The organism is Paraburkholderia sp. Tr-20389, from assembly GCF_017104565.1.
GTDB lineage: Bacteria > Pseudomonadota > Gammaproteobacteria > Burkholderiales > Burkholderiaceae > Paraburkholderia.
In genome coordinates, this window is the sequence record NZ_JAAGPD010000043.1 from 1 (window position 1) to 21,649 (window position 21,649).

21 protein-coding genes, 2 tRNA genes and 1 pseudogene are annotated in these 21,649 nt (G+C 64.8%); 16 read left to right on the forward strand and 8 right to left on the reverse strand.

Annotated features, from left to right (window positions below; translation table 11 throughout):
• Positions 1–9: 9 nt before the first annotated feature.
• The 6 genes and pseudogenes from G3N95_RS31435 to G3N95_RS31460 all read left to right on the forward strand — a co-directional run.
• Positions 10–1,335: pseudogene (locus tag G3N95_RS31435) on the forward strand (ribonuclease E/G); the annotation flags it as partial.
• A gap of 175 nt (positions 1,336–1,510) precedes the next feature.
• Positions 1,511–2,623, forward strand: a complete 1,113-nt coding sequence (moaA, locus tag G3N95_RS31440; protein ID WP_205973992.1) for a GTP 3',8-cyclase MoaA — start codon at positions 1,511–1,513, stop codon at positions 2,621–2,623.
• Positions 2,624–2,638: 15 nt separating this feature from the next.
• Positions 2,639–3,253, forward strand: a complete 615-nt coding sequence (gene mobA / locus G3N95_RS31445; protein WP_205973993.1) for a molybdenum cofactor guanylyltransferase MobA — start codon at positions 2,639–2,641, stop codon at positions 3,251–3,253.
• An 82-nt stretch (positions 3,254–3,335) separates the two neighbouring features.
• Positions 3,336–4,631: a gephyrin-like molybdotransferase Glp gene (gene glp / locus G3N95_RS31450; RefSeq protein ID WP_205973994.1), complete on the forward strand. Its 1,296-nt coding sequence runs from the start codon at positions 3,336–3,338 to the stop codon at positions 4,629–4,631.
• Positions 4,632–4,694: 63 nt separating this feature from the next.
• Positions 4,695–4,970, forward strand: coding sequence for a hypothetical protein (locus tag G3N95_RS31455; RefSeq protein WP_007741774.1), 276 nt, complete (start codon positions 4,695–4,697; stop codon positions 4,968–4,970).
• Positions 4,970–5,458: a GNAT family N-acetyltransferase gene (locus G3N95_RS31460; RefSeq protein WP_205973995.1), complete on the forward strand. Its 489-nt coding sequence runs from the start codon at positions 4,970–4,972 to the stop codon at positions 5,456–5,458. Before G3N95_RS31455 ends, G3N95_RS31460 begins: the two co-directional genes overlap by 1 nt.
• A 68-nt stretch (positions 5,459–5,526) precedes the next feature.
• On the opposite strand, the gene rmuC is transcribed toward G3N95_RS31460, so the two are convergent.
• The 5 genes from rmuC to pncB all read right to left on the reverse strand — a co-directional run bounded on the left by rmuC (position 5,527) and on the right by pncB (position 11,594).
• Positions 5,527–7,011 (reverse strand): DNA recombination protein RmuC, encoded by a 1,485-nt coding sequence (gene rmuC / locus G3N95_RS31465; protein ID WP_205973996.1) that lies wholly within the window; start codon positions 7,009–7,011, stop codon positions 5,527–5,529.
• Positions 7,008–7,997, reverse strand: a complete 990-nt coding sequence (locus tag G3N95_RS31470; RefSeq protein WP_205973997.1) for a D-glycerate dehydrogenase — start codon at positions 7,995–7,997, stop codon at positions 7,008–7,010. The genes rmuC and G3N95_RS31470 overlap by 4 nt, the downstream gene beginning before the upstream one ends.
• A 54-nt stretch (positions 7,998–8,051) precedes the next feature.
• Positions 8,052–9,452, reverse strand: a complete 1,401-nt coding sequence (locus tag G3N95_RS31475) for a sodium:proton antiporter (RefSeq protein ID WP_205974060.1) — start codon at positions 9,450–9,452, stop codon at positions 8,052–8,054.
• Between the two features lie 70 nt (positions 9,453–9,522).
• Positions 9,523–10,185: a lactate utilization protein C gene (locus G3N95_RS31480; RefSeq protein ID WP_205973998.1), complete on the reverse strand. Its 663-nt coding sequence runs from the start codon at positions 10,183–10,185 to the stop codon at positions 9,523–9,525.
• 209 nt (positions 10,186–10,394) lie between these two features.
• Complete coding sequence (pncB, locus tag G3N95_RS31485) at positions 10,395–11,594, reverse strand: nicotinate phosphoribosyltransferase (protein ID WP_205973999.1); 1,200 nt, start codon at positions 11,592–11,594, stop codon at positions 10,395–10,397.
• Positions 11,595–11,874: 280 nt separating this feature from the next.
• On the opposite strand from pncB, the gene fdxA reads away from it, so the two are divergent.
• From fdxA to G3N95_RS31525, 8 genes are all read left to right on the forward strand, one after another.
• Positions 11,875–12,198 carry a ferredoxin FdxA gene (gene fdxA / locus G3N95_RS31490; RefSeq protein ID WP_028367660.1) on the forward strand — a complete coding sequence of 108 codons (324 nt, stop codon included), beginning with the start codon at positions 11,875–11,877 and terminating at the stop codon, positions 12,196–12,198.
• A gap of 110 nt (positions 12,199–12,308) precedes the next feature.
• A tRNA-Asn gene (locus tag G3N95_RS31495) sits at positions 12,309–12,384 on the forward strand.
• Between the two features lie 63 nt (positions 12,385–12,447).
• Positions 12,448–12,523 (forward strand) — tRNA-Asn (locus G3N95_RS31500).
• Between the two features lie 200 nt (positions 12,524–12,723).
• Positions 12,724–13,215 (forward strand): CreA family protein, encoded by a 492-nt coding sequence (locus tag G3N95_RS31505; RefSeq protein ID WP_205974000.1) that lies wholly within the window; start codon positions 12,724–12,726, stop codon positions 13,213–13,215.
• A 38-nt stretch (positions 13,216–13,253) separates the two neighbouring features.
• Complete coding sequence (locus G3N95_RS31510; protein ID WP_205974061.1) at positions 13,254–14,084, forward strand: AraC family transcriptional regulator; 831 nt, start codon at positions 13,254–13,256, stop codon at positions 14,082–14,084.
• Positions 14,085–14,293: 209 nt separating this feature from the next.
• A complete protein-coding gene (locus G3N95_RS31515) occupies positions 14,294–14,965 on the forward strand; it encodes an AzlC family ABC transporter permease (protein ID WP_241019063.1) in 672 nt (223 codons plus the stop codon).
• Entirely contained in the window at positions 14,962–15,285 is a 324-nt protein-coding gene (locus G3N95_RS31520; RefSeq protein WP_205974002.1) for an AzlD domain-containing protein, read from the forward strand. Before G3N95_RS31515 ends, G3N95_RS31520 begins: the two co-directional genes overlap by 4 nt.
• A gap of 233 nt (positions 15,286–15,518) precedes the next feature.
• A complete protein-coding gene (locus tag G3N95_RS31525) occupies positions 15,519–16,286 on the forward strand; it encodes a DUF4088 family protein (RefSeq protein ID WP_205974003.1) in 768 nt (255 codons plus the stop codon).
• 63 nt (positions 16,287–16,349) lie between these two features.
• Here the strand turns inward: G3N95_RS31525 and G3N95_RS31530 are convergent, their stop codons facing one another.
• The 3 genes from G3N95_RS31530 to G3N95_RS31540 all read right to left on the reverse strand — a co-directional run bounded on the left by G3N95_RS31530 (position 16,350) and on the right by G3N95_RS31540 (position 19,490).
• On the reverse strand, positions 16,350–18,599 hold the full coding sequence (locus G3N95_RS31530; RefSeq protein ID WP_205974004.1) for an ATP-dependent helicase: 2,250 nt from the start codon (positions 18,597–18,599) through the stop codon (positions 16,350–16,352).
• Positions 18,600–18,738: 139 nt separating this feature from the next.
• Positions 18,739–19,005, reverse strand: coding sequence for a hypothetical protein (locus G3N95_RS31535; protein WP_205974005.1), 267 nt, complete (start codon positions 19,003–19,005; stop codon positions 18,739–18,741).
• Between the two features lie 44 nt (positions 19,006–19,049).
• Positions 19,050–19,490 (reverse strand): hypothetical protein, encoded by a 441-nt coding sequence (locus G3N95_RS31540; RefSeq protein WP_205974006.1) that lies wholly within the window; start codon positions 19,488–19,490, stop codon positions 19,050–19,052.
• Positions 19,491–19,815: 325 nt separating this feature from the next.
• Between G3N95_RS31540 and G3N95_RS31545 the strand changes: the two genes are divergently transcribed.
• Together G3N95_RS31545 and G3N95_RS31550 are read left to right on the forward strand one after the other, a co-directional pair.
• Positions 19,816–20,034 (forward strand): RNA-binding S4 domain-containing protein, encoded by a 219-nt coding sequence (locus G3N95_RS31545; protein WP_012400207.1) that lies wholly within the window; start codon positions 19,816–19,818, stop codon positions 20,032–20,034.
• A gap of 211 nt (positions 20,035–20,245) precedes the next feature.
• Entirely contained in the window at positions 20,246–21,637 is a 1,392-nt protein-coding gene (locus tag G3N95_RS31550; RefSeq protein ID WP_205974007.1) for an MATE family efflux transporter, read from the forward strand.
• Positions 21,638–21,649: the final 12 nt, after the last annotated feature.

The window sequence follows — 21,649 nt, forward strand, 5'->3', positions numbered from 1 at the left end:
CTGATCTAGGAACGCGAACCGCGCGAGGCACGCGAGCCGCGCGGCGGCCGTGAGGCGCGCGAAGGCCGTGAGGCACGTGAACCGCGTGAAGCACGCGAGGCACGTCCGGAACGCGTCGAACGCGGTCAGGAACGAGCCGAACGTGCGGAAGCCGCCGAAGCCCGCGGCGAGCGTCAGGAACGCGGCGAGCGCCGTGAACGTGGCGAGCGCGCCGAACGTGGCGAACGTCGCAAGCAACAGACGGAAGCAGCTGAAGCACTGAACCAGAACGAAGCAGAGGCCGATGTCGCCGCTCAGGCGCAAGCGAATCTCGCGGGCGGCGCTGTCCCCGGCGACGAAGCGCGCGATGGCGAAGAGCGTCGCCGTCGCCGTCGCGGTCGCCGTGGCGGCCGTCGCGAGCGCGAAGAAGAAGGCGTGAATGTGAATACGGCAGCCGATGTCGCGGAAGCAGAAGGCGAAACGGCTGCGGCCGCGTCGACGGAAGCACCCGTGCGTGCACCGGAACACACGGGCCGTCACGAAGCGCAACCGCAAGCGGTGGAAGCCGTGCAGCAGCCCGCGCAGGAAGTGAAGCCGGTCGAAGTCGTCGTGGCAGCCGTCGCGACGAGCGCAGCCGTGGTCAGCGAACTGCATGCATCGGCTGAAACGCCGGCGCTCGCCGTCGAAAAGGCAGAGAAGGCGGAAGCCGTCGTGCCGGCAGACGAAGCGCCCGTTGCGACGCAAGTCGAAGCCGCTCCGGCCGAGCCGGCGGCTGCAGTCGAGACGCAGCCCGTCGAACCGGTCGCGCCTGTCGTTCCTGTCGCAAAGACGGAAGTGCCCACGGAGACGCTCGCACAGGTTGAAACCTTCGCGGCTGCGGCTGTCGCTGCCGAGCCGGTGGTCGAACCTGTTGCGGCTGCACCGGCAGCAGCACCTGTGGAAGCCGCACAACCGGCAGCAGAAGCGCCCGTCGCAATGGAACCGACCGTCGCGCCGGTTGCCGAGCCGGTCGTCGAGCCTGTCGCGGCACCCGCTACGGAAGTCGCGCAAGCGCAACCCGTCGCGGAACCTGTCCAGGAACCGGCTGCCACGCAAGCTGCACCCGTCGCCGCATCGGCCGAACCGCAACCCGTTCGCACGAACGGCGCGGCAGCGGGTCAATCGGCGGACGCACTCAAGTCGATGCTGGAAGGCGCCGGCCTCGTCTGGGTCAACACCGACTCCGACAAGCTGCGCGCCGCCCAGGAAGCTGCGGCCCAGGCGGTGAAGCCCGCGCGCGTTGCGCGCGAGCGCAAGGCGCTTCCGCCCGTCGACGCGACGCCGATGCAGCAGGTCGAAACGGCGAAGCATGAGTAAGCAATCGCTAACTCGATCTGAGCCTTAACGCTCAGGCACCCCGAAAAGCCCGCCTCCAAGGCGGGCTTTTTGTTGCCGTAAACGTTGATATGCGCCTGATATACCGCGCGTTCGCCCTACTGTGACGAAAAGGGGCTTCCGCTAGAATGAAGTCTGATATTCGAAATATTTGACCATGTCCCGACGCATCATTCCTGTTGCCGACGTCAGCGCCATTCCCGACGTCGCCGGTCCCGCCCGGACCCCGCGCGGCGAATTGACCGATACGCTGTCGCGCCCGCTGCGCGACCTGCGTATTTCGGTCACGGACCGCTGCAACTTCCGGTGTGTCTACTGCATGCCGCGCGCCGTGTTCGACAAGGACTATCCGTTCCTGCCGCACAGCGCGCTGCTGACCTTCGAGGAAATCGAGCGCATCGCGTCCCTATTCGTCGCGCATGGCGTCGAGAAGATCCGCCTGACGGGCGGCGAGCCGCTGCTGCGCAAGAACCTCGAATTCCTGATCGAACGCCTCGCGCGGATGACGACGGCCGCCGGCAAGCCGCTCGATCTGACGCTCACGACCAACGGCTCGCTGCTCGCGCGCAAGGCGCGCAGCCTGAAAGACGCCGGCCTGAACCGCGTCACCGTCAGCCTCGACGCGCTCGACGATGCGTTATTCCGCCGCATGAACGACGCCGATTTCGCGGTGCGCGACGTGCTCGAAGGCATCGAAGTCGCGCAATCGATCGGGCTTGCGCCGCTGAAGGTCAACATGGTCGTCAAGCGCGGCACGAACGACGGCGAAATCGTGCCGATGGCGCGGCACTTCAAAGGCTCGGGCGTGGTCCTGCGCTTCATCGAATATATGGACGTCGGCACGTCGAATGGCTGGAACATGACGGAAGTGCTGCCGTCAGCGGACGTGATTGCGCGTATCAGCGAGCACTTCCCGCTGCTGCCGCTCGAAGCGCACAGCGCCGCCGAAACTGCGCAGCGCTGGGGTTACGCGGACGGCGGCGGCGAGGTCGGCGTGATCTCCAGCGTGACGCGCGCATTCTGTGGCGACTGCACGCGTGCGCGGCTGTCGACGGAAGGCAAGGTCTATCTGTGCCTGTTCGCGTCGTCGGGTCACGACCTACGCGCACTCGTACGCAACGGGACAAGCGACGCAGGCATCGCCACCGCCATCGCCAACATGTGGCACGCACGCGGCGACCGTTACTCGCAGCTGCGCGGCAGCGCGAACGCTGCGGCCAGGACGACGTCGGAAGTGCGGCGCGTCGAGATGTCGTACATCGGCGGCTGAGTCCGTCGTCATCGCATGACAGTGACACGCAACGACATCACGGGTCTGCTCCTCGCGGGCGGGCGCGGCATGCGCATGGGCGGCGCCGACAAAGGCCTGCAGACGCTGCACGGCGAACCGCTCGCGCTGCATGTGATGCGCCGCCTGGCACCGCAGGCCGTCACGCTGTTGATCAGCGCAAACCGGCACCGGGATCGCTACGCCGAACTCGGCGCGCCCTTTCACGCGACCGTGATCACCGATACGCTCCCCGATTTCCCCGGGCCGCTCGCCGGTCTGCTCGCAGGGCTGCGCGCGGCGCGCACGCCGTTCGTGCTGTCGGCGCCTTGCGACACGCCCGGCCTGCCTGCCGATCTCGCCGATCGCCTCGCGGCTGCACTAGACGAACACAAGGCGAATATCGCGACCGTCACGACGGCGGACGCCGACGGCAATACCTCGATCCACCCCGTTTTCGCACTGGTGCGCACATCGCTGGCCGACGACCTCGAAGGCTTTCTGCAGGCGGGCGAGCGTAAGGTTCGCACGTGGTACGCACGCCACAGGGCCGTCGAAGTCGCCTTTCCGGACGAGCGCACGTTTTACAATATCAATTCACTGCAGGAACTTGCCGACTTCGAACGGAGTTAATCGAGGCCGGCATCAGCAGCCGCCATTTGCCGCGATCGCCCGGCCGCCGCCGCACCGCATCCCGTCGCGACGCTCCCCTTTCATGACCACGCTGAACGAAACCTCGAGTTGCGTCGCACAGTACGACGCCCAAGCCATGCCGGTATCCGCCGTCCAGGCGATCGTCCGCGAGTGGGCGTCGCCCGTGACGACGGTCGAGCGCGTGCATCTGCGTGATGCGCTGAACCGCGTGCTCGCGCAGGACATCGTGTCGCCCATCGACGTGCCCGCGCACGACAACTCCGCGATGGACGGCTACGCGTTTTCCGGCGCGGCGCTCGAAGGTCAGACGGGCGAAATCGCGCTGGGCGTGGCGGGCAAGGCGTTCGCGGGGCATCCGTTCGAAGGCCGCATCGACGTCACGCAATGCGTGCGCGTAATGACGGGCGCGACGATGCCTGCTGGCTGCGACACCGTGGTGCCACAAGAAGCCGTTGCACGTGATGGCGACACGGTCCGCTTCCAGGCCCCGCCCTTGCGTACGGGCGCCAACCGGCGCCTCGCGGGCGAAGACCTCGCGAGCGGCGCCGTCGCGCTGAAGGCGGGCCGCATCGTGCGCGCGTCGGACCTCGGACTGCTCGCGTCGCTCGGCATCGGCGAGATATCGGTACGGCGCCGGCTGCGCGTCGCCTTCTTTTCGACAGGCGACGAACTGCGCTCGATCGGCGAGCCGCTCGATCCCGGCTGCGTCTACGACAGCAACCGTTACACGCTCTTCGCGATGCTCAAACGCCTCGACGTCGATCCGATCGATCTCGGCGTGGTCCGCGACGAACCCGCCGCGCTCGAAGAAGCGTTGCGAACGGCTGCCGCCAGTGCGGATGTCGTGATAACCTCCGGCGGCGTTTCTGTCGGAGAAGCCGATCTGACGAAGCAGATGCTGCGTCTGCTCGGCGATGTCGCTCACTGGAGTCTCGCGATGCGCCCCGGCCGGCCGCTGGCGTTCGGGCGCATCTGGTCAGGCGGCAAACCGGGCGCGGGCGAACCGGCCATCTTCTTCGGTCTGCCGGGCAACCCCGTAGCAGTAATGGCGGCGTTCTACCAGATCGTGCGCGAAGTGCTGCTGCGGATGTCGGGCGCGACCACGCACCCGCTGCCGCTGATCCGCGCCGCGTGCATCGAGCCGATCCGCAAGCGGCCGGGCCGCACAGAATTCCAGCGCGGCGTCGCGCAGCGCGACGCGCAAGGCGAATGGCACGTTACGCCGACGGGCTCGCAGGGCTCGGGCGTGCTCAGTTCGATGAGCGAAGCAAACTGCTTTATCGTGCTCGCCCACGAACAGGCCGACCTCGATCCGGGCGACCCCGTCGATATCATGCTGTTCGACGGCCTGATCTGAGCGCGCGAGACCCCAGCTTTTCACGCATCACGCATTCCACTACGACATACGGGTTTGACTTACATGAAAAAACAGATCTCGTTCATTGCACCGGGGCAAACGGCAAAGGCACTGATCCTCGTGTATCTGACATTCAGCGTGCCGATCGTGCTGCTCGGCGTGCTGGTCGCGTTCATCCGTTATGGCTCGGTGGAACTGAGCACCGTGTTCAGCGCGCTGCTGCTCAACGCGATTCTCGGCTTCATCCTGCTGTGGATCGCGTGCCACGCGTACAACTGGGTCGCGTCGCGCTTCGGCGGCATCGAAATCCAGCTGAGTGACGTGCCGGAGGAAGCGTAATGTCGGCGACGATCCGCGCGGCCACGAAGGACGACGTCGGCGCGATGCTCGCGCTGATGTACGAGCTGGCCGAATTCGAAAAGCTGACGCATCTGTTCGTCGCGACGGAGGCGGACCTGGGTGACGCGCTGTTCGGCGCGCGGCCGTCGGCGGAAGCGATCGTGGCCGAGCGCGATGGAAAGATGATCGGTTACGCGCTCTTCTTCCATAACTACTCGACCTTCCTCGGCCGCCGCGGCCTGTATCTCGAAGACCTGTACGTGCGCCCCACCGAGCGCGGCACGGGGCTCGGCTCGAAGATGCTGCGCTACCTGGCGGCACTCGCCGTCGAACGTCAATGCGGTCGCTTCGAATGGTCGGTACTGGACTGGAACCAGCCCGCGATCGATTTCTATCAGAAGATGGGCGCAACGGTACTGCCCGACTGGCGCATCGTGCGCATCACGGGCGACTCGCTGGATCAACTCGCAGCCAGCGCGGCGACCTGATCATCTGGCTTCGGCCGGGAGAAAAGGCGCATGACCGTAACGGTTATGCGCCTTTTTCACATCCGGATTCAGGACTCGTCGGGATCGACGCCCGATAGCGAGTCCCCGAGCAATCCCGCCGCCCGTTCTTCCGGCAACGCCTCGACATCGCGCAGCTTGCGGTTCATCTGGCGCGTCCGCACTTCCGCGGCTTCGATCGAACGCGTGACCGTTTCGAGTTGCGACTTGGTTTTCGCGAGCACATCGCCGAACTTGCCGAACTCCGTCTTCACGGCGCCCAGCACCTGCCACACTTCGCTCGAACGTTGCTCGATGGCGAGCGTACGGAAACCCATCTGCAGACTGTTGAGCAGTGCCGTCAATGTCGTCGGACCCGCGATCGTCACGCGATAGTCGCGCTGCAAAAGATCCGTGAGCCCCGGCCGACGCAAGATCTCGGCATACAGCCCTTCCGTCGGCAGGAACAGCAGCGCGAAATCGGTGGTGTGCGGTGGCGACACGTACTTGTCCGCAATCGTCCTGGCTTCCGCGCGAATTCGCCCTTCGAGCGCGCGCGACGCCTCTTCGACTGCAACGGGATCGGCACGCTCCTGCGCTTCGATCAGACGTTCATAGTCCTCACGCGGAAACTTTGCATCGATAGGCAACCAGACCGGCGTAGCCGCTGCATCGGGAGTCGGCTGACGGCCGGGCAGCTTGATCGCGAACTCGACGCGATCGTTGCTCTTCGGAATCGTCGCAACGTTTTTCGCGTATTGATCGGACGTCAGTATCTGTTCGAGCAACGCTTCGAGCTGCACTTCGCCCCACGTGCCTCGCGTCTTGACGTTCGTCAGCACCTTCTTCAAATCGCCGACGCCCGCAGCCAGCGTCTGCATTTCGCCCAGGCCGCGATGCACCTGTTCGAGACGATCGGACACGAGCTTGAACGATTCGCCGAGGCGCTGTTCGAGCGTCGCGTGCAGCTTCTCGTCGACGGTGCGGCGCATCTCGTCGAGCTTCGTCGCATTGTTCGCCTCGATGTCTTTCAGGCGCTGCTCGATGGTTGCCCGCACTTCCGCGAAGCGCCGGTCGTTGGCCTCCGTCACCTGCGCCAGCTGATGCTGCAAGGTTTCGCCGAAGCGCGTGAGCGTCACGCTCTGCTCGTCGCGCGCCTGCTGTGCCTGCTGCTGGAAGCTGTAGCGCACGGCCTCCAGTTGCTGCGCGTTGGTCTCCGTGAGCTTGACGAGCTGCTGCGCGAAACCGTCGATCTTGCCCGCCTGCACCGTCGTCATACTCGTGAACTGCGACGCGAGCGTCTGCTGGAACTGCGAAAAGCCACCGCTCAGTTCAGTGCGCGACACACGCGCCGTTTCGGAAATGGCGCCGCGCAACTCGCGTTCGAGCCGCTGGTACTCGCGCGTCTGGGCAAGCGCGGCGGCGTCCAGCCGCTCGCCCAGTTCATCGATGTAGACATGCTGCTGCCCGGCATTGGCGCCACGTAGCAATAACGCGAGTGCAATGACGAGCGCGACGGCCAGTACGGCAATGGCCGCGATCAAAACCATCGTCATGAACGCGCCTTCCCGATCACATCCGGGTTGATCGGATTCGGCGGACGCCCTGCCCGCGGCCCTTCGCCCAGCGCGGCGATCAGATTGTCGGCGGCGAGATTCGCCATCGCACGGCGCGTCGCTTCCGTCGCGCTCGCGATGTGCGGCGTCAGCACGACGTTCGGCACGCTCAGCAATGCCGGATTCAACTTCGGCTCGCCCTCGAACACGTCGAGGCCCGCTGCCGCGATGCGCTTCTCGCGCAGTGCAACGGCAAGCGCCGCGTCGTCGACGATGCCGCCGCGCGCGATATTCGTGAGCGTCGCGGTCGGCTTCATCTGCGCGAGTTCGGCTGCGCCGATCGTGTGATGGCTTTCCGCCGTGTACGGCAGCACCAGCACGACGTGATCGGCGCGGCGCAGCAGGTCTTCCTTCGATACATACGTCGCGTTCAGCTCCGCTTCGATGTCGGGCGCGACGCGCGAACGGTTGTGATAGATCACATTCATGTTGAAGCCGCGCGCACGACGCGCCAGCGCCTGGCCGATGCGGCCCATGCCGATCACGCCGAGCGTCGAGCCGTACAAGTCCGAGCCGAGAAAGCCGTCATACGACCACTTGTCCCATTTGCCCGCACGCAGCCAGTGTTCCGATTCGGCGATGCGGCGCGCGGCTGCCATCATCAGCGCCCAGCCGAAGTCCGCCGTCGATTCGTTGAGCACGTCGGGCGTATTCGTGCCGAGCACGTTCGATGCATTGAACGCGGCCATATCGAAGTTGTTGTAGCCGACGGCCATGTTCGACACCACCCGCAGGCGCGGCGCGACCGCGAGCACGGATGCGTCGATCACGTCGCCCGCCGTCAGTGCGCCGTCCTTGTCGGCGAGCCGGCGCTTGAGTTCGTCGGCGGGCAGCACGTCGCCGCCATTCCATTCGACGTCGAAATGCTGCTTGAGGCGCTCGATCACATCCGGAAAGATGGGACGCGCGACCAGAATCTTTTGCATTGCTGTTCTCCGGGTATCAGTCCGCAGCGCACGCCCTTCGGCGCGCATGCAGCATTAGAAGAAAATCCACGACGTCGCGATGAACAACGGTATCAGCACGATGCCCGCCCACGCGAGATAGCCGAAAAAACCGGGCATCTGTACGCCACGCGATTCGGCGATCGCTTTCACCATGAAGTTCGGCGCGTTGCCGATGTAGCTGTTCGCGCCCATAAACACGGCGCCCGCCGAAATGGCCGCGAGCGTCGACGCGCCCGTGCTCATCAACGTCTGCGCGTCGCCGCCGGCGAGGTTGAAGAACACGAGATACGTGGGTGCATTATCGAGGAACGACGACAACAGGCCCGTCGCCCAGAAGTACATATCATCGCGCGGCTGGCCGGCCGTGTCGTTGACGAGGTGCACGACAGCGCTGAACGCACCCGCCTCGCCCGCTCGCAACATCATGATGACGGGCGCGATCGTCACGAAGATACCCGCAAAGAGTTTCGCGACTTCTTCGATGGGCGCCCAGTTGAAAGCGTTGCCCTCGCGCGCGGCTCGCGGTGTGACAGCCAGCGACAGCAGCGTCAGCGCGATCAGCGCCGCGTCTCGCACGATATTCTGCAACTCGACGTGCGTGCCCGCTACATCGAACGTGATGCCGGGTTTCCAGATGCCGCTCATCAGCACGAGCGCGATCACCAGCGCGAGCAGCACGAAATTGATCTTGCCGATGGCGCCTACCATTCGCGTATCGGGCGACGGATCGACGGGAAGCACTTCCTCGCGATGCCGGAAATAGTACGAATCGAGTGCGTAGAACACGGCGAGCAGAACGCCGCAGACGAACAGCATGGGCAGCGCGAGATGCACCGTCGTCCAGAAGAAGCCGACGCCGTTCAGAAAGCCGAGGAACAACGGCGGATCGCCCAGCGGCGACAGCGAACCGCCCGCATTCGCGACCAGAAAGATGAAGAACACGACGACATGCACGGCGTGCCGGCGATTGTCGTTGGCGCGCAAGAGCGGCCGGATCAGCAGCATCGCGGCGCCCGTCGTGCCCATGATGCTCGCGAGCACCGTGCCGAGCGCAAGCAGCGCCGTGTTCAGCCGCGGCGAACCATGCAGATTGCCCGTCACGCAGATGCCGCCCGCGACGGTATAGAGCGTCGTCAACAACACGATGAACGGCAGGTACTCTTCGAGCAGTGCATGAATGAGCGTGCCCAACGCCGTCGAAGCCCCGAAAGCGAACGCAAAGGGGACGAGAAACAGAACGGCCCACGCGGCAGAAATCTTGCCGAAATGGTGATGCCAGACCTTGGGCGCGACGAGAGGAAAGACAGCGATCGACAACAGGATGCCCGCGAACGGTACGCCCCACCACGCCGACAGCGATGCGCCGTCGAGACTCGCCGCCGAGGCCGCAACCGGCCAGCACGTCAACGCAAGCCATAGCGCGAGAGCGCCCATCGACGAACACACGACCCGCTGCGTCGACGCGCCAGGCAACCGCGACAAGCTGCCCTGCAACGGCACGACCTTACGCGCCACGCACGACGATCGCATGCACGCGATAAGGACCGTGCGCGCCGAGCACGATGGTCTGTTCGATGTCGCCCGTACGCGACGGGCCGGAAACGAAGTTGACGGCGCGCGGCAGCTCGCCGCGTTCGCTGCGGATCAGATTGAACGCATCCTCATGACCGGCGACGATGCGCGAGGCCGGCACGACCGCGATGTGCGTCTCGGGCAGCAAGCCCGCCGACGCGTACGTCTGCGGCCCGGACAGCAGCACCAGCGTGCCTGTTTCAGCCGTCGCGCAGAAGCAGCCCGTGATGCCGACGCGATCTTCGTCGCGCGGCTTGCGAAACTCGACGTCGATGCCCGATCCGCCCCAAGGCAATGCTTCGAGCGTCTGCCACGCGATGGCCTGGGTCGGCAGGTTCAGTTCCGAGAGATAGCGATGCGCGGCGGCGGGCACGTCGGCCAGCGATTCGACGGTATCGACCGTGGTCGCCATCTTCTTCGCCTGCTCGATGAAATGGGTGGTGAGGTCGTCCGGCATCGGTGGACGCGGACCTTGCGGATGGCTGGCAAGATACGCTTGCGCCGCGTCGCGCTCCGATGCGGCCGGCTCGGGTTCACGCCCTTGCGCCGCGCGGATGCGCGCCAGGATGTTGCGGCGGGCCGTCGATGTATCCATTGCCATATCCTCGTGCCGGTGACGTGTGGACGATGCGAAATGCGCGTTCCGACTGCGCATTGACCCGCGAATTATACCGGCCGCTCGTTGCGCGAACACCTGGCCGAGAGGCGTATAGCCCAGGCCGGATGGTCTATGGGAGTGCCCGCGCAAAACAGCGACAATGAGCTTCACATGCTCTGCGACGCCTGCGAAAGCGATGCCGCGTGTTACTTGCCGGCGTCTTCTTCCACAGGATGGTCGATGCCGAACACCTGGCGCAGATAGGCGAGGTACGCCTTGTCTTCGCACATGTTCTTGCCCGGCGAGTCCGACAACTTCGCGACGGGCTGGCCGTTGCACTTGACCATCTTGATCACGATCTGCAACGGGTTGTAGCCGAGATCGTTGGTCAGGTTCGTGCCCACGCCGAATGCCAGCTTGCAGCGGCCGCGGAAGCGCTCGTACAGCTGCAGCACTTTCGGAATGTCGAGTGCGTCGGAGAACACGAGCACCTTCGTGCGCGGATCGCAGCGGTTCGCCTCGTAGTGCGCGAGAAGACGCTCGCCCCAGTCGAACGGATCGCCCGAATCATGACGCGCGCCGTCGAAGAGCTTGCAGAAGTACATGTCGAAATCGCGCAGGAACGCCTTCATGCCATACACGTCCGACAACGCAATGCCCAGGTCGCCGCGATATTCCTTCGCCCACATCTCGAAGCCGAAGATCTGCGAGTCGCGCAGGCGCGGGCCCAGCGCCTGGCAGGCCTGCAGGTACTCGTGCGCCATCGTGCCGAGCGGCGTGAGGCCGTGCTTCATCGCGTAGAACACGTTGCTGGTGCCCGCGAACTGCTCGCGCAGGCCTTCCTTGAGCGTGAGGATCACCTCTTCGTGCCAGCGGCCCGAGAAGCGGCGGCGCGTGCCGTAATCGGCGATCTTGCATTCGGCGAACTCGGGGCGCGCGCCCAGCAACTGGATCTTGTCGCGCAGGCGTTCACGCCCTTCGCTGTAGTCCGGCTGCTGCTGCGTATTGCGGAAATAGACTTCGTTGACGATCGCGAGCACGGGAATTTCGAAGAGGATCGTGTGCAGCCACGGCCCCTTGATATCGATCTCGATCTCGCCGTTGCCTTTCGCCGACGGCGTGATCGAAATGTACTTCTCGTTCAGATGGAAGAGCGCGAGGAAATCGATGAAGTCGTTCTTGATGAAGCGCATCCGGCGCAGATAGTCGAGTTCGCCCTCGCTGAAGCGCAGCTTGCAGAGCTTGCGCACTTCGCCGCGTATTTCGTCGATGTACGGCACGAGGTTGACGTTCGGCGTGCGGCAGCGGAACTTGTATTCGACGTTGGCGGCCGGGAAATGATGCAGCACGACCTGCATCATCGTGAACTTGTACAGGTCGGTATCGAACAGCGATGTAATGATCATGATCTTGCAAACCGGGACTGCATGAGAATCGGAAGACGTCTCGCGAAGATGCTGTCGCATGTTACCCGAATGCGCGCCGGCGGTCGTTCCAATGCGGCAGGCGCAGTGTCGGCCCGTGTGAGCCCATGGCGCGAACCGCCCGCCATAAACTAATCACCAAACGATATAAACGGCTTGGGACGATCGCGTATGCACTACTTGACGTTACGTTACAATACCGCTTTTGGCGTCTAGCCATCTCCCCACTACCCAAAAGATATCGTTTGCAGGAGTTGCCTGAATGACTCACGTTGTGACCGAAAGCTGCATCAAGTGCCGCTATACCGACTGCGTCGATGTGTGCCCGGTGGACTGCTTTCGCGAAGGTCCCAACTTCCTCGCGATCGACCCGGACGAATGCATCGACTGCGCCGTGTGCGTTGCGGAATGCCCGGTAAACGCCATTTACGCTGAAGAAGACGTGCCTGGCGACCAGCAGCACTTCACGGAACTCAATGCCGAGCTGGCAAAGGCATGGCCGAGCATCACGAAGACCAAGTCGCCGCTGCCCGAAGCCGACGAATTCAAGGATGTGAAGGAAAAGCTCGCACTGCTCGAGCGTTGATCGAAGTAACCTGCCTCCGGCTCGAATCAGTTGAATTAAATTGAGATGAACCGGGGGTATTGACAGGTTCTTCTACACCTCCTACAATTTCGCTTCTCTGCTGTTGTTGTTCCCCGATAGCTCAGTCGGTAGAGCGCCGGACTGTTAATCCGTAGGTCCCTGGTTCGAGCCCAGGTCGGGGAGCCAAAAATTGCAAAGGCCCGTTAACCACAACGGGCTTTTTTATGTAGCGACACGTTGTACTGCTGTTCCCCGATAGCTCAGTCGGTAGAGCGCCGGACTGTTAATCCGTAGGTCCCTGGTTCGAGCCCAGGTCGGGGAGCCAAAATTCGAAGGCCCGCATACGTGCGGGCCTTTTTCTTTTCTGCGACCTTCTTTCTCGCGCCCGGTTTTCATCGCCGCTTTCAGCCGCGACTTCGCGAGACCCTTCACGTCAAAGGCAAGGCCGGGCAACCAGGTTACGATTGCGTTCTCATCGGCAGCCAGCCTGCTGCACGCCCACTCGCTCAATCTTCCGGTCACCTGATGAAAATCGCCCTGCCCTGTGCGCGCGTCCTCGCCGCCACCGTCTTCGCCGCCGCGTCCGTCTGCGCACCGCTCGCACAGGCCGAAGAGGTCGCCAGCGTCAACACGAACTTCCACATCACCGGCTCGGACCGCGTCGTCGTCGAGGCATACGACGATCCCGCCGTACAGGGCGTCACCTGCTACGTGTCGCGAGCGCGCACGGGCGGCATCAAGGGGACGCTCGGAATCGCCGAAGACCCGACGGAAGCGTCGATCGCATGCCGTCAGGTCGGGCCCGTCAAGATCCCCGAGCCGCTGCGTCAGCAGGCCGACGTGTTCACCGAACGGATGTCGTTCATCTTCAAGACGCTGCACGTCGTGCGCGTCGTCGATACGAAACGCAACACGCTCGTCTATCTCACCTACAGCGACCGCGTCGCGACGGGCAGCGCGAAGAACAGCGTCACCGCCGTGCCGATGCCCGCCGGCACGACGATTCCCGTCCGTTGATTGCGCGGTAAACTGACAGGCTCCGCAGCACTCCGATCATCATGGCTTCGACCCGCTTCCGCGATAACGCCCGTTACTGGCGCACGCCGCTTCTGCCCGGCGCGGATCTGCTCACGGCCGAATATCACGATCACGAGTTCACCCCGCACTGGCACGACGCGTACACGATTCCCGTCATCGAGGCGGGCGCGGAAGCGTATCGGTATCAGGGCTCGCGTCACGTTGCCGAAGCGGGCAGCGTGCCCATCATCAATCCGGGCGAGTTGCACACCGGTTCGCGCGCGATGGACGAAGGCTGGCGGTATCGCGTGATGTATGCGCCCGTCGACTTCCTTCACGCGCTCGCGGAAGACATCGCGGGCTGCGCGCAGCCGCTGCCGTGGTTCGATGCCGACGTGATCCGCGACCCCGATCTCGCTGTACGGTTGTCGCATGCGCACCGTTTGCTCGAGGCGAACGGCGATCCGCTCGCCGCGGAAACGGCGATGCTCGATGCGCTGTCGACGTTGCTGGTTCGCTACGGCCGCACGCGCCCCGCTACGCCGCCACTCGCCCTCGACGACGCGCGCGTCGTCACGATGAAGGAGCAACTGGCTGGTGATCTTTCCGCGCCGCTCAAGCTCGCCGACCTCGCCGATTCGGTGGGTCTGTCGCAGTTTCACGCCGCGCGCCTTTTCGCCAAGGTGACGGGCCTGCCGCCGCACGCGTGGCGCAACCAGGTGCGGCTGCAGCGCTCGCTCGGGCCGTTGCGCGCAGGCGCGTCGGTGGCGGACGTCGCGGCGGCGAACGGCTTCACCGATCAAAGCCACTTCACCCGGCATTTCCGGCGCATGTTCGGCGTGCCGCCGGGGCGCTGGCAGTCGTCGTAGGCGCTCGCGAGCGCGCGACATCGACCTGCGCGGGCACGGCCATCCGCCGCAAAGCCGCAACAATCCTGCTCAAGGCGCAAGAACGTACAAGCCGCTCCTCCCCTCGCCCGGCTATGCTTCGCCCCATCGAGGAGAAAAGATTGACCCACCCTGCACAACCCACTCACCGTTTCAAGGAACTCACGGCGGGCGCGCGCGACACGCTCCCGATGATCATCGGTTCGCTGCCGTTCGGCGTGATCTACGGCACGCTCGTCGCGTCCGGTCCGCTGCATCTGTGGCACGGCCAGCTGATGTCGCTGGTCGTGTTCGCCGGCTCCGCCCAGTTCATCGCGCTCGGCCTGATCGCGGGCCACGCGAGCTACGCCGTGATCTGGGCGACGACGCTCGTCGTCAACGCCCGCCACGTCCTCTACAGCGCGACGCTCGCGCCGTATGTGTCGCACCTGCCGTCGCGCTGGCGCTGGGCGCTCGGCGGCCTGCTGACGGACGAAGTGTTCGCAGTCGCATGGGCGCACTACCGGCTGAAGCCGCCGGGCTCGGTCGGGCCGTACTACTTCCTCGGCTCGGGCCTCGCGATGTACCTCAACTGGCAGATCTGGACGCTCGTCGGCCTGCTGTTCGGCGCTGCCTTCCCGGGACTGCAGTCGCTCGGGCTCGACTTCGCGATGGTCGTGACCTTCATCGCGATCGTGGTGCCGCAGCTCGTCGCGGTACGCTATCTGGCGGCCGCCACCACGGCGGGCGCACTGTCGTTCTTCTGGCAAGACTGGCCGTACAAGCTCGGCTTGCTGGGCGCTGTGTTCGTCGGGGTCGCGGTCGGTGTCCTGCTGTCCATGCCCGCGTTCCAGCGCACCCAAACGGCGGAGGCATCGCGATGAACTACGTTCTGCTGATTCTCGGCATGGCCCTCATCACGTGGCTGATCCGCACCGCCGTATTCGTGCTCGGCGATCGCGTCGTGTTTCCGCCGCTCGTGCGTACCGCGCTCGGCTTCGTGCCCGTCACCGTCCTGACGGCGATCATCGTGCCGATGGCCGTGTCGCCGCACGGCACGGAGGCGGAAATCACGTGGCGCAATCCGCAGCTCGTCGGCGCACTCGCCGCCATCGCCGTCAGCGCGCTCACGCGCCGACCGCTTCTGACCATCGCGGTAGGCCTCGCCGTCTTCTTCGTCTGGCAAGGCGTCGTGCTGAAGTGACCCTGCCGTAACGTTTGCGCGCGCCGTCCGCCCGGCACGGCGCGCTGCCCTCAAGTTCCCTTTCAATCCGCCGATAAACACTCGTGGTCCGTGAACCAGGCACCGTCCATCGACGGGATGCAGGCAAGCCGGACAGAACCGCGCCGGATATCGGTGCCGTCAGCGCACAGGGGCGCACGGCACGAGGCCAGCGCCTCGACGGTGGTCGCGCGGTCGACGAAACGGGATAAGACATGGGTCAGATTACCCTTAACATCAAGGACGAAACGCTCGCATCCTTACGAAAGGATTTCGACGCGTTCGTGCGGGTCTCGCTAAAGCTGGACCCGCAGTTCGCGACACCATCGTTCGAGGATTTCCTGCGGGCAAAACTTCTCGACAACATGGTGCCGCTGACCGAGAACGCCGTGCAGCGGATGCTGCAGGGCGGCCAGTACGCATGGGCGAAGCGCACGCTGGACAAGGAGTTTCCGGACGTCGTCGCGATTCTGATGAAGCAGGCGAACGAGTTCGGCTTCGGGTTTGCGTCGCGTTCGGAATGGACGCCCGAAGAACTCGCCAAGCAAAGCCGCGAGTGGGCCGCCGCGATCGTCAAGGAAGCGGAAGGCGCGCCTTCGCTGGTGGACCCGCTCGCCGCGCAGATCAAGTCGGCGGCGCAGGACATTCAGGCGCTCGAGGAAGTGATGCAGACGCCCGCCTGGCGTCTGGCCGAATCGCTGCGTCAGCGGGTGTACGAGGCGAAAGTCGCATGCGAAACCAGCGTGGGCAGCGCGGCGCGCGAAAAGCTCGGCGAACTGCGCGGGCTGTTGCGCCTGGGTATTTCGCATGGCTCGTTTCAGAAGCAGGAAGCGCAACAGATCATGGAGTACCTGCGGCTGCTCAAGCCGGAGATTTTCGTCGAAGAGCCGTATGACGTGTTCACGCGGCTCGCCGCGTGGCTGCGCAACTTCTTCATGCCGCCGCCGCGGCCCCAGCAGCAACAGCAGCGCCAATCGCGCTAGCTTTATCTCAAGAAATCAAGACAGACGGCGTCCGCACTGGACGCCTTCCCGGTCGCGGCAAGCTCAGTCCCACATCTTTCTGAGCTTTGCCGCGATTTCTATTTTGGCCTGCGCTGCGGCGGCCAGCCCAACCGCAGTCGGGGCGGACACGACAGGCACGGGCGGCCACGCATGCGAATCGAACAGCGGCAGCAGATGCGGCGGGATGAAGCGCGTGCGCGACGCCCACACGTGACGGTCGCCGAGATGCGTCTGGTTGTGCACGTAGAAGCGCTGCGGCATCACGATGTGCAGGTCTTCTTTCGCGCGTGTCATCGCCACGTACAACAGGCGCCGCTCCTCGTCGATTTCCTCCTCGCTGCCCGTGCCGAGATCGGACGGAATGCAGCCGTCGACGCCGTTGAGCACGAACACATTGCGCCACTCCTGCCCCTTCGCCGAATGGATGGTGGACAGGATCAGATAGTCCTCGTCGATCAGCGGGACGCCGGATTCGTCGCTGGTGGCGTCGGGCGGATCGAGCGTCAGCTCCGTCAGGAAGCGCTCCCGCGACGCGTAAGTGCCCGCGATGCTCTCCATCTGCACGAGATCGGCCTGGCGAATCGACGCGTCCTCGTGGTTGCGCTCCAGATGCGGCTCGTACCAGCGGCGCACCATCTCGAACTCGGCGGGCCAAGGCGTCTGCCGCCCACAGACGGACGCCATCATCGCCACGAACGGATGCCAGTCTTCGAGCGTGCGCGCCGGCGGCGCGAACGCGGCAAGCGCGCCCGCCGCGCAGCTGGACACGCCATGGGCGGCCGGCAGCCCGCCGCCTGAGCCGAGCGCGTCGGCTCGCGCGGCGATATCGTCGAGCACACGCGCAGCCGTCGCGGGCCCGACGCCAGGCAGCAGTTGCACGACTCGAAAGCCTGCCACGCGGTCGCGCGGATTCTCCGCCCAGCGCAGCACGGACAACACATCCTTCACGTGGACGGAATCGAGAAACTTCAGGCCGCCGAACTTCACGAACGGAATGTTTCGTCGCGTCAGCTCGATTTCGAGCGCCGCGCTATGGTGCGCCGCGCGAAACAGCACGGCCTGCGACTTCAGCTTCATCCCGGCTTCCCGCGCCGCAAGCACCTGTTCGACGATGTAGCGCGCCTGATCCGCGTCGTCGGCGACGGTGACGAGGTGCGGACGTTGCGCCGACGCCTTGCCGGTCCACAAATTCTTCGTGTATCGCTCGGACGCGAGGCTAATTACGGCGTTCGAAGCTTCGAGAATCGGCTGCGTCGAACGGTAGTTGCGCTCCAGCGTGACCTGCTTCGCGGGTGGATCGAAATGCGCCGGGAAGTCGAGAATGTTGCGTACGGTCGCGCCGCGAAACGAATAGATGGATTGCGCGTCGTCGCCGACCACGGTCAGGCCGCGCCCATCCGGCTTCAAGGCGAGCAGGATCGACGCCTGCAGACGGTTGGTGTCCTGATATTCGTCGACGAGCACGTGATCGAAGCGCCCGGACAGGTCGGCGGCAATCGCCGGTTCCGCGGCCATGTGCGACCAGTAGAGCAGCAGGTCGTCGTAGTCGAGCACGCTCTGCTTCTGTTTCGCGTCGACGTAGGCCGCGAAAAGCACACGCAGATCGGCTTCCCATTCGCGGCACCACGGAAACGCGCTGTTGAGCACGTCCGCCAGCGACGCGCCCGTATTCACGACCCGTGAGTAGATCGCGAAGCACGCCGACTTCGACGGAAAGCGTTTTTCCTTCGCCGAGAAGCCGAGTTCGTGGCGCACGAGATTCATCAGGTCGGCGGAATCTTCGCGGTCGTTGATCGTGAAGGTCGGCGACAGTCCGATCAGATCCGCGTACTCGCGCAGCAGGCGCGCGCCGACGCTGTGGAACGTGCCGGACCATGTGAGGCCCTGCGCGAGCGCCGCACGCGTGCCCAACGCCGCGCCCGCGATGCGCGTGACGCGCCGGGTCATTTCCAGCGCCGCGCGGCGCGAGAACGTCAGTAGCAGAATGCGGCGCGGATCGACGCCCTTGACGACGAGATTCGCGACCCGGTGTGCGAGCGTGTTGGTCTTGCCGGAGCCCGCGCCCGCAATGACGAGCAGTGCGCCGGACGGATGCGCGCCATCGTCCGCGCCGTATTCCACGGCTTCGCGCTGGGCTTCGTTGAGCTTTGCGAGCCAGTCGGCAGCAGCCGCCGACGCGCTCGCATCCGGTGCGGCAGACGACGCAGCGGGCGGCGATGAAGACAGGGAATCGGCGACGGAAAGCACGATCGGCGGGTTGGAGAGTGAAGGCGACGCATACTGTATATCCATACAACCCGCGTCGACAAGCGCCCCATTTTTGCTGTGCCGCGTGCTCGTTCGTGATAGGCGCGCCAAAGAAAAGCCCGGCGTGCGCCGGGCTCATGTGCCGGACGACGTCAAACCGTCCGGCGGGCGATGCGAAGAACGCCTACTGCGATTTCGCGTCCTTCACCTTGGCGTCGGCGTTCGCCTTGTCGGCGTCCGCCTGTGCGTCGGCCTTCTTCTTATCGGCCTTCGCCTGCGCGATGTCCGCCTTCTTGTCGGCCTTCGCCTGTGCCTTGGCGGCCTTGCTGTCGGCATGGGTCATCGGCTCGGTCGCGGGATCATGCGTCGTCTGAGCGACCGCGAGCGTCGTCATGCTGCCCGCGATCAGCGCCGCACACAGCGCGCTCATTGCCTTGCTGTTATTTTTCATCGTGTCCTCCCTTGTTCAAACGTTGAAGCGAAACCCCGGCCGCGTCAGTTATGCGCTTCGCCCGATGCGGCCGCGCCCGTCGGCTGGCCCTGCATATCGGCCTTCAGTTCGTTCGACGCGGCGGCCTTGTCCGCCTTTTTGTTCAGCTTCGCGTTGCGGACCTGGTCCTTGTACGAGTCCTTCGCGGCCTTCTGCTGCGCCTTCATCTGTTCCTTCGACATCTTCTTCTGCGCGCTGTATTCGGCGTTCGCCTGAGCGTCCGCGTTGCGCTTCTGGACGAGCGGATCAGTCGAACCCGGCGCCGTCAGGTTCTGCGGCGCGGGCGCCGGCATCTGGACGCCTTGCGCGGCGGGTGCCTGCGTCTGGACCTGCGCTTGTGCGGACGGATCCGCCGAAGGCTGGGTCGCCGTCTGTGCGAATGCGGCCGTCGAAGCAATCGCGGTCGTCAGGGCGGTACCGATCAGGAGCGTACGGAGCTGGTTCATGGCAATCCTCTCTGAAGTTTGTCGATGTCGGCGCGCGGGCAGTTTGTTGGGTGGCGCCGACCAAACCTGGCGCCATGCCCGCGCTATGCGCCTGTCGCAAAAATGCAGCAGGCTATTCCACAGACCGGGGCTTTGGGAGTGGAGTTCTTCGCAAAAGCGGACTGTTACTCACCGTTTCATTTCCTGACAACTGAATAACATCTGCTTGCAAGTGCCCGATCCACGGCCACGCTCATCGCGTGCGAAGCGTCGTCCGGCATGCGATGGCTTATCATGCGAGTCGTTTTTCCAACGATTCCGCCGACCACCGTCGATTGCAACTGCCATGCCCAACCTCGATTTCACCCTCACCGGCGACTACGTCGAACTCCACAATCTGCTGAAGATCACCGGCCTCGCGGACAGCGGCGGCTCGGCGAAGGTGATCGTCGCGTCAGGCGCCGTGACCGTCGACGGCCAGGTCGAAACGCGCAAGACCTGCAAAATCCGCGCGGGCCAGGTCGTGCTGCTCGGCGACACGCGGATCGCCGTTCACGAGGGCTGAACGCCCGGTCCTGCTGTTCAAGGGTCATCGCCGCGTGCTGGACATGCGGCCTGCATCGGCCGCAGGTTGCCGGCGCGAAAACCCGCACCAAAAGTGTGCCTGTTGATCGACAGCGCCGCGTTCCCGCAATAAGCTGTCCGTCTGGACAGAAAAACAAACAGCGCGGGCTGCTGACCGCGCGTGTCGCCTATCGCGCATCCGCGCTTCGAATATGAATCCAACCGGAATGTCCCGCGCAATCAGCGGGCCGCCCACGCTTTCGCGCCATGCCGCCGACACGGCGCGTCTCGCCGCGCCGCTCGCCATCGCGCAACTCTCGCAGATGGCCATGAGCGTCACGGACACGGTGCTGCTCGGCTCGCTCGGCCCCGACGCGCTCGCGGCGGGTGGCCTCGGCGCGAACCTGTTTTTCGTCGTGGTGACGCTGCTGCAAGGCGTGCTGACGTCCGTGAGCGTGAGCGTGTCGCATGCGCGCGGCGCGCAGGCCGAGGAGCGCGTACCGCACATCTACTGGACGGGCTTCCTGCTGTCGCTGCTGCTCGCGGTGCCCGCCTTCGTGCTGCTGTCGTTCGCGGCGCCCATCATGACGGCGTTCGGCGAGCCGGCGCTGCTTGCGCACAATGTCGGCGAGTATTGCGCCGTGCTGCGTTGGGGGGCGCCGGGCAGCCTCATCGGTATCGGCCTGATGCGCTCGTTCCTGCCTGCGATCGGCGCGGCGCGACGTCTGCTGTGGGTGTCGATCGGCGGCGTGTTCGTCAATGCGTTCCTGAACTACGGGCTGATACACGGCGCGTACGGCTTGCCGCGTCTCGGCTTCCTCGGCTCGGCGGGTGCGACGACCTTCACCGTCTGGCTCACGGCGCTCACGCTGATGGGGCTGCTGCATCTGCGTCCGCGCTTCAGGCATTTCGTGACGGCCACGCGCCCGAACGTGCCGCTGATGGGCGAACTGTTCGGCATTGGCTGGCCGGTGGCGATCACGTATGGCGTCGAATCGACGCTGTTTCTCGCGACGGGTTTGATGGTCGGCCTGCTCGGCGAATCGCAGTTGGCTGCGCATCAGATCGCACTGAACGTCGCGTCGGTGGCGTTCATGGTGCCGCTCGCGATCGGCCAGGCGGCGAACGTGCGCGTCGGCTTCTGGTCGGGCGCGGGGCAACCGCTCGCGGCGCGCCATGCGGGCTTCGTCGCGCTCGGGCTGGGCGTCGGGTTCATGAGCCTTTCAGGCCTGCTGCTGATCACGGCGCCGCGTTATATCGTCGGGCTGTATCTGCATCTCGACGATCCTGCCAATGCGCCGACTGTCGCGCTGGCCAGTTCGCTGCTGGGCGTGGCGGCCATTTTTCAGATCGTCGACGGGATGCAGACTGTTGGCTCAGGGTGTTTGCGTGGTCTCAAGGACACACGGGTTCCGATGATCGCTGCCGCGTTCGGGTATTGGGGGATCGGGTTTCCGACCGGCTATACCCTCGCATTTCACTTCGGGCTCGGCGCCCGAGGTTTGTGGTGGGGGCTTGCTGCTGGACTCGCCAGTGTGGCCGTTTTGATGACGCTGCGCTTTCATAAGATGAGCTATAGGCGCGTGCGCGGCATTGAAGGTTGAAGCGCCTGCGCG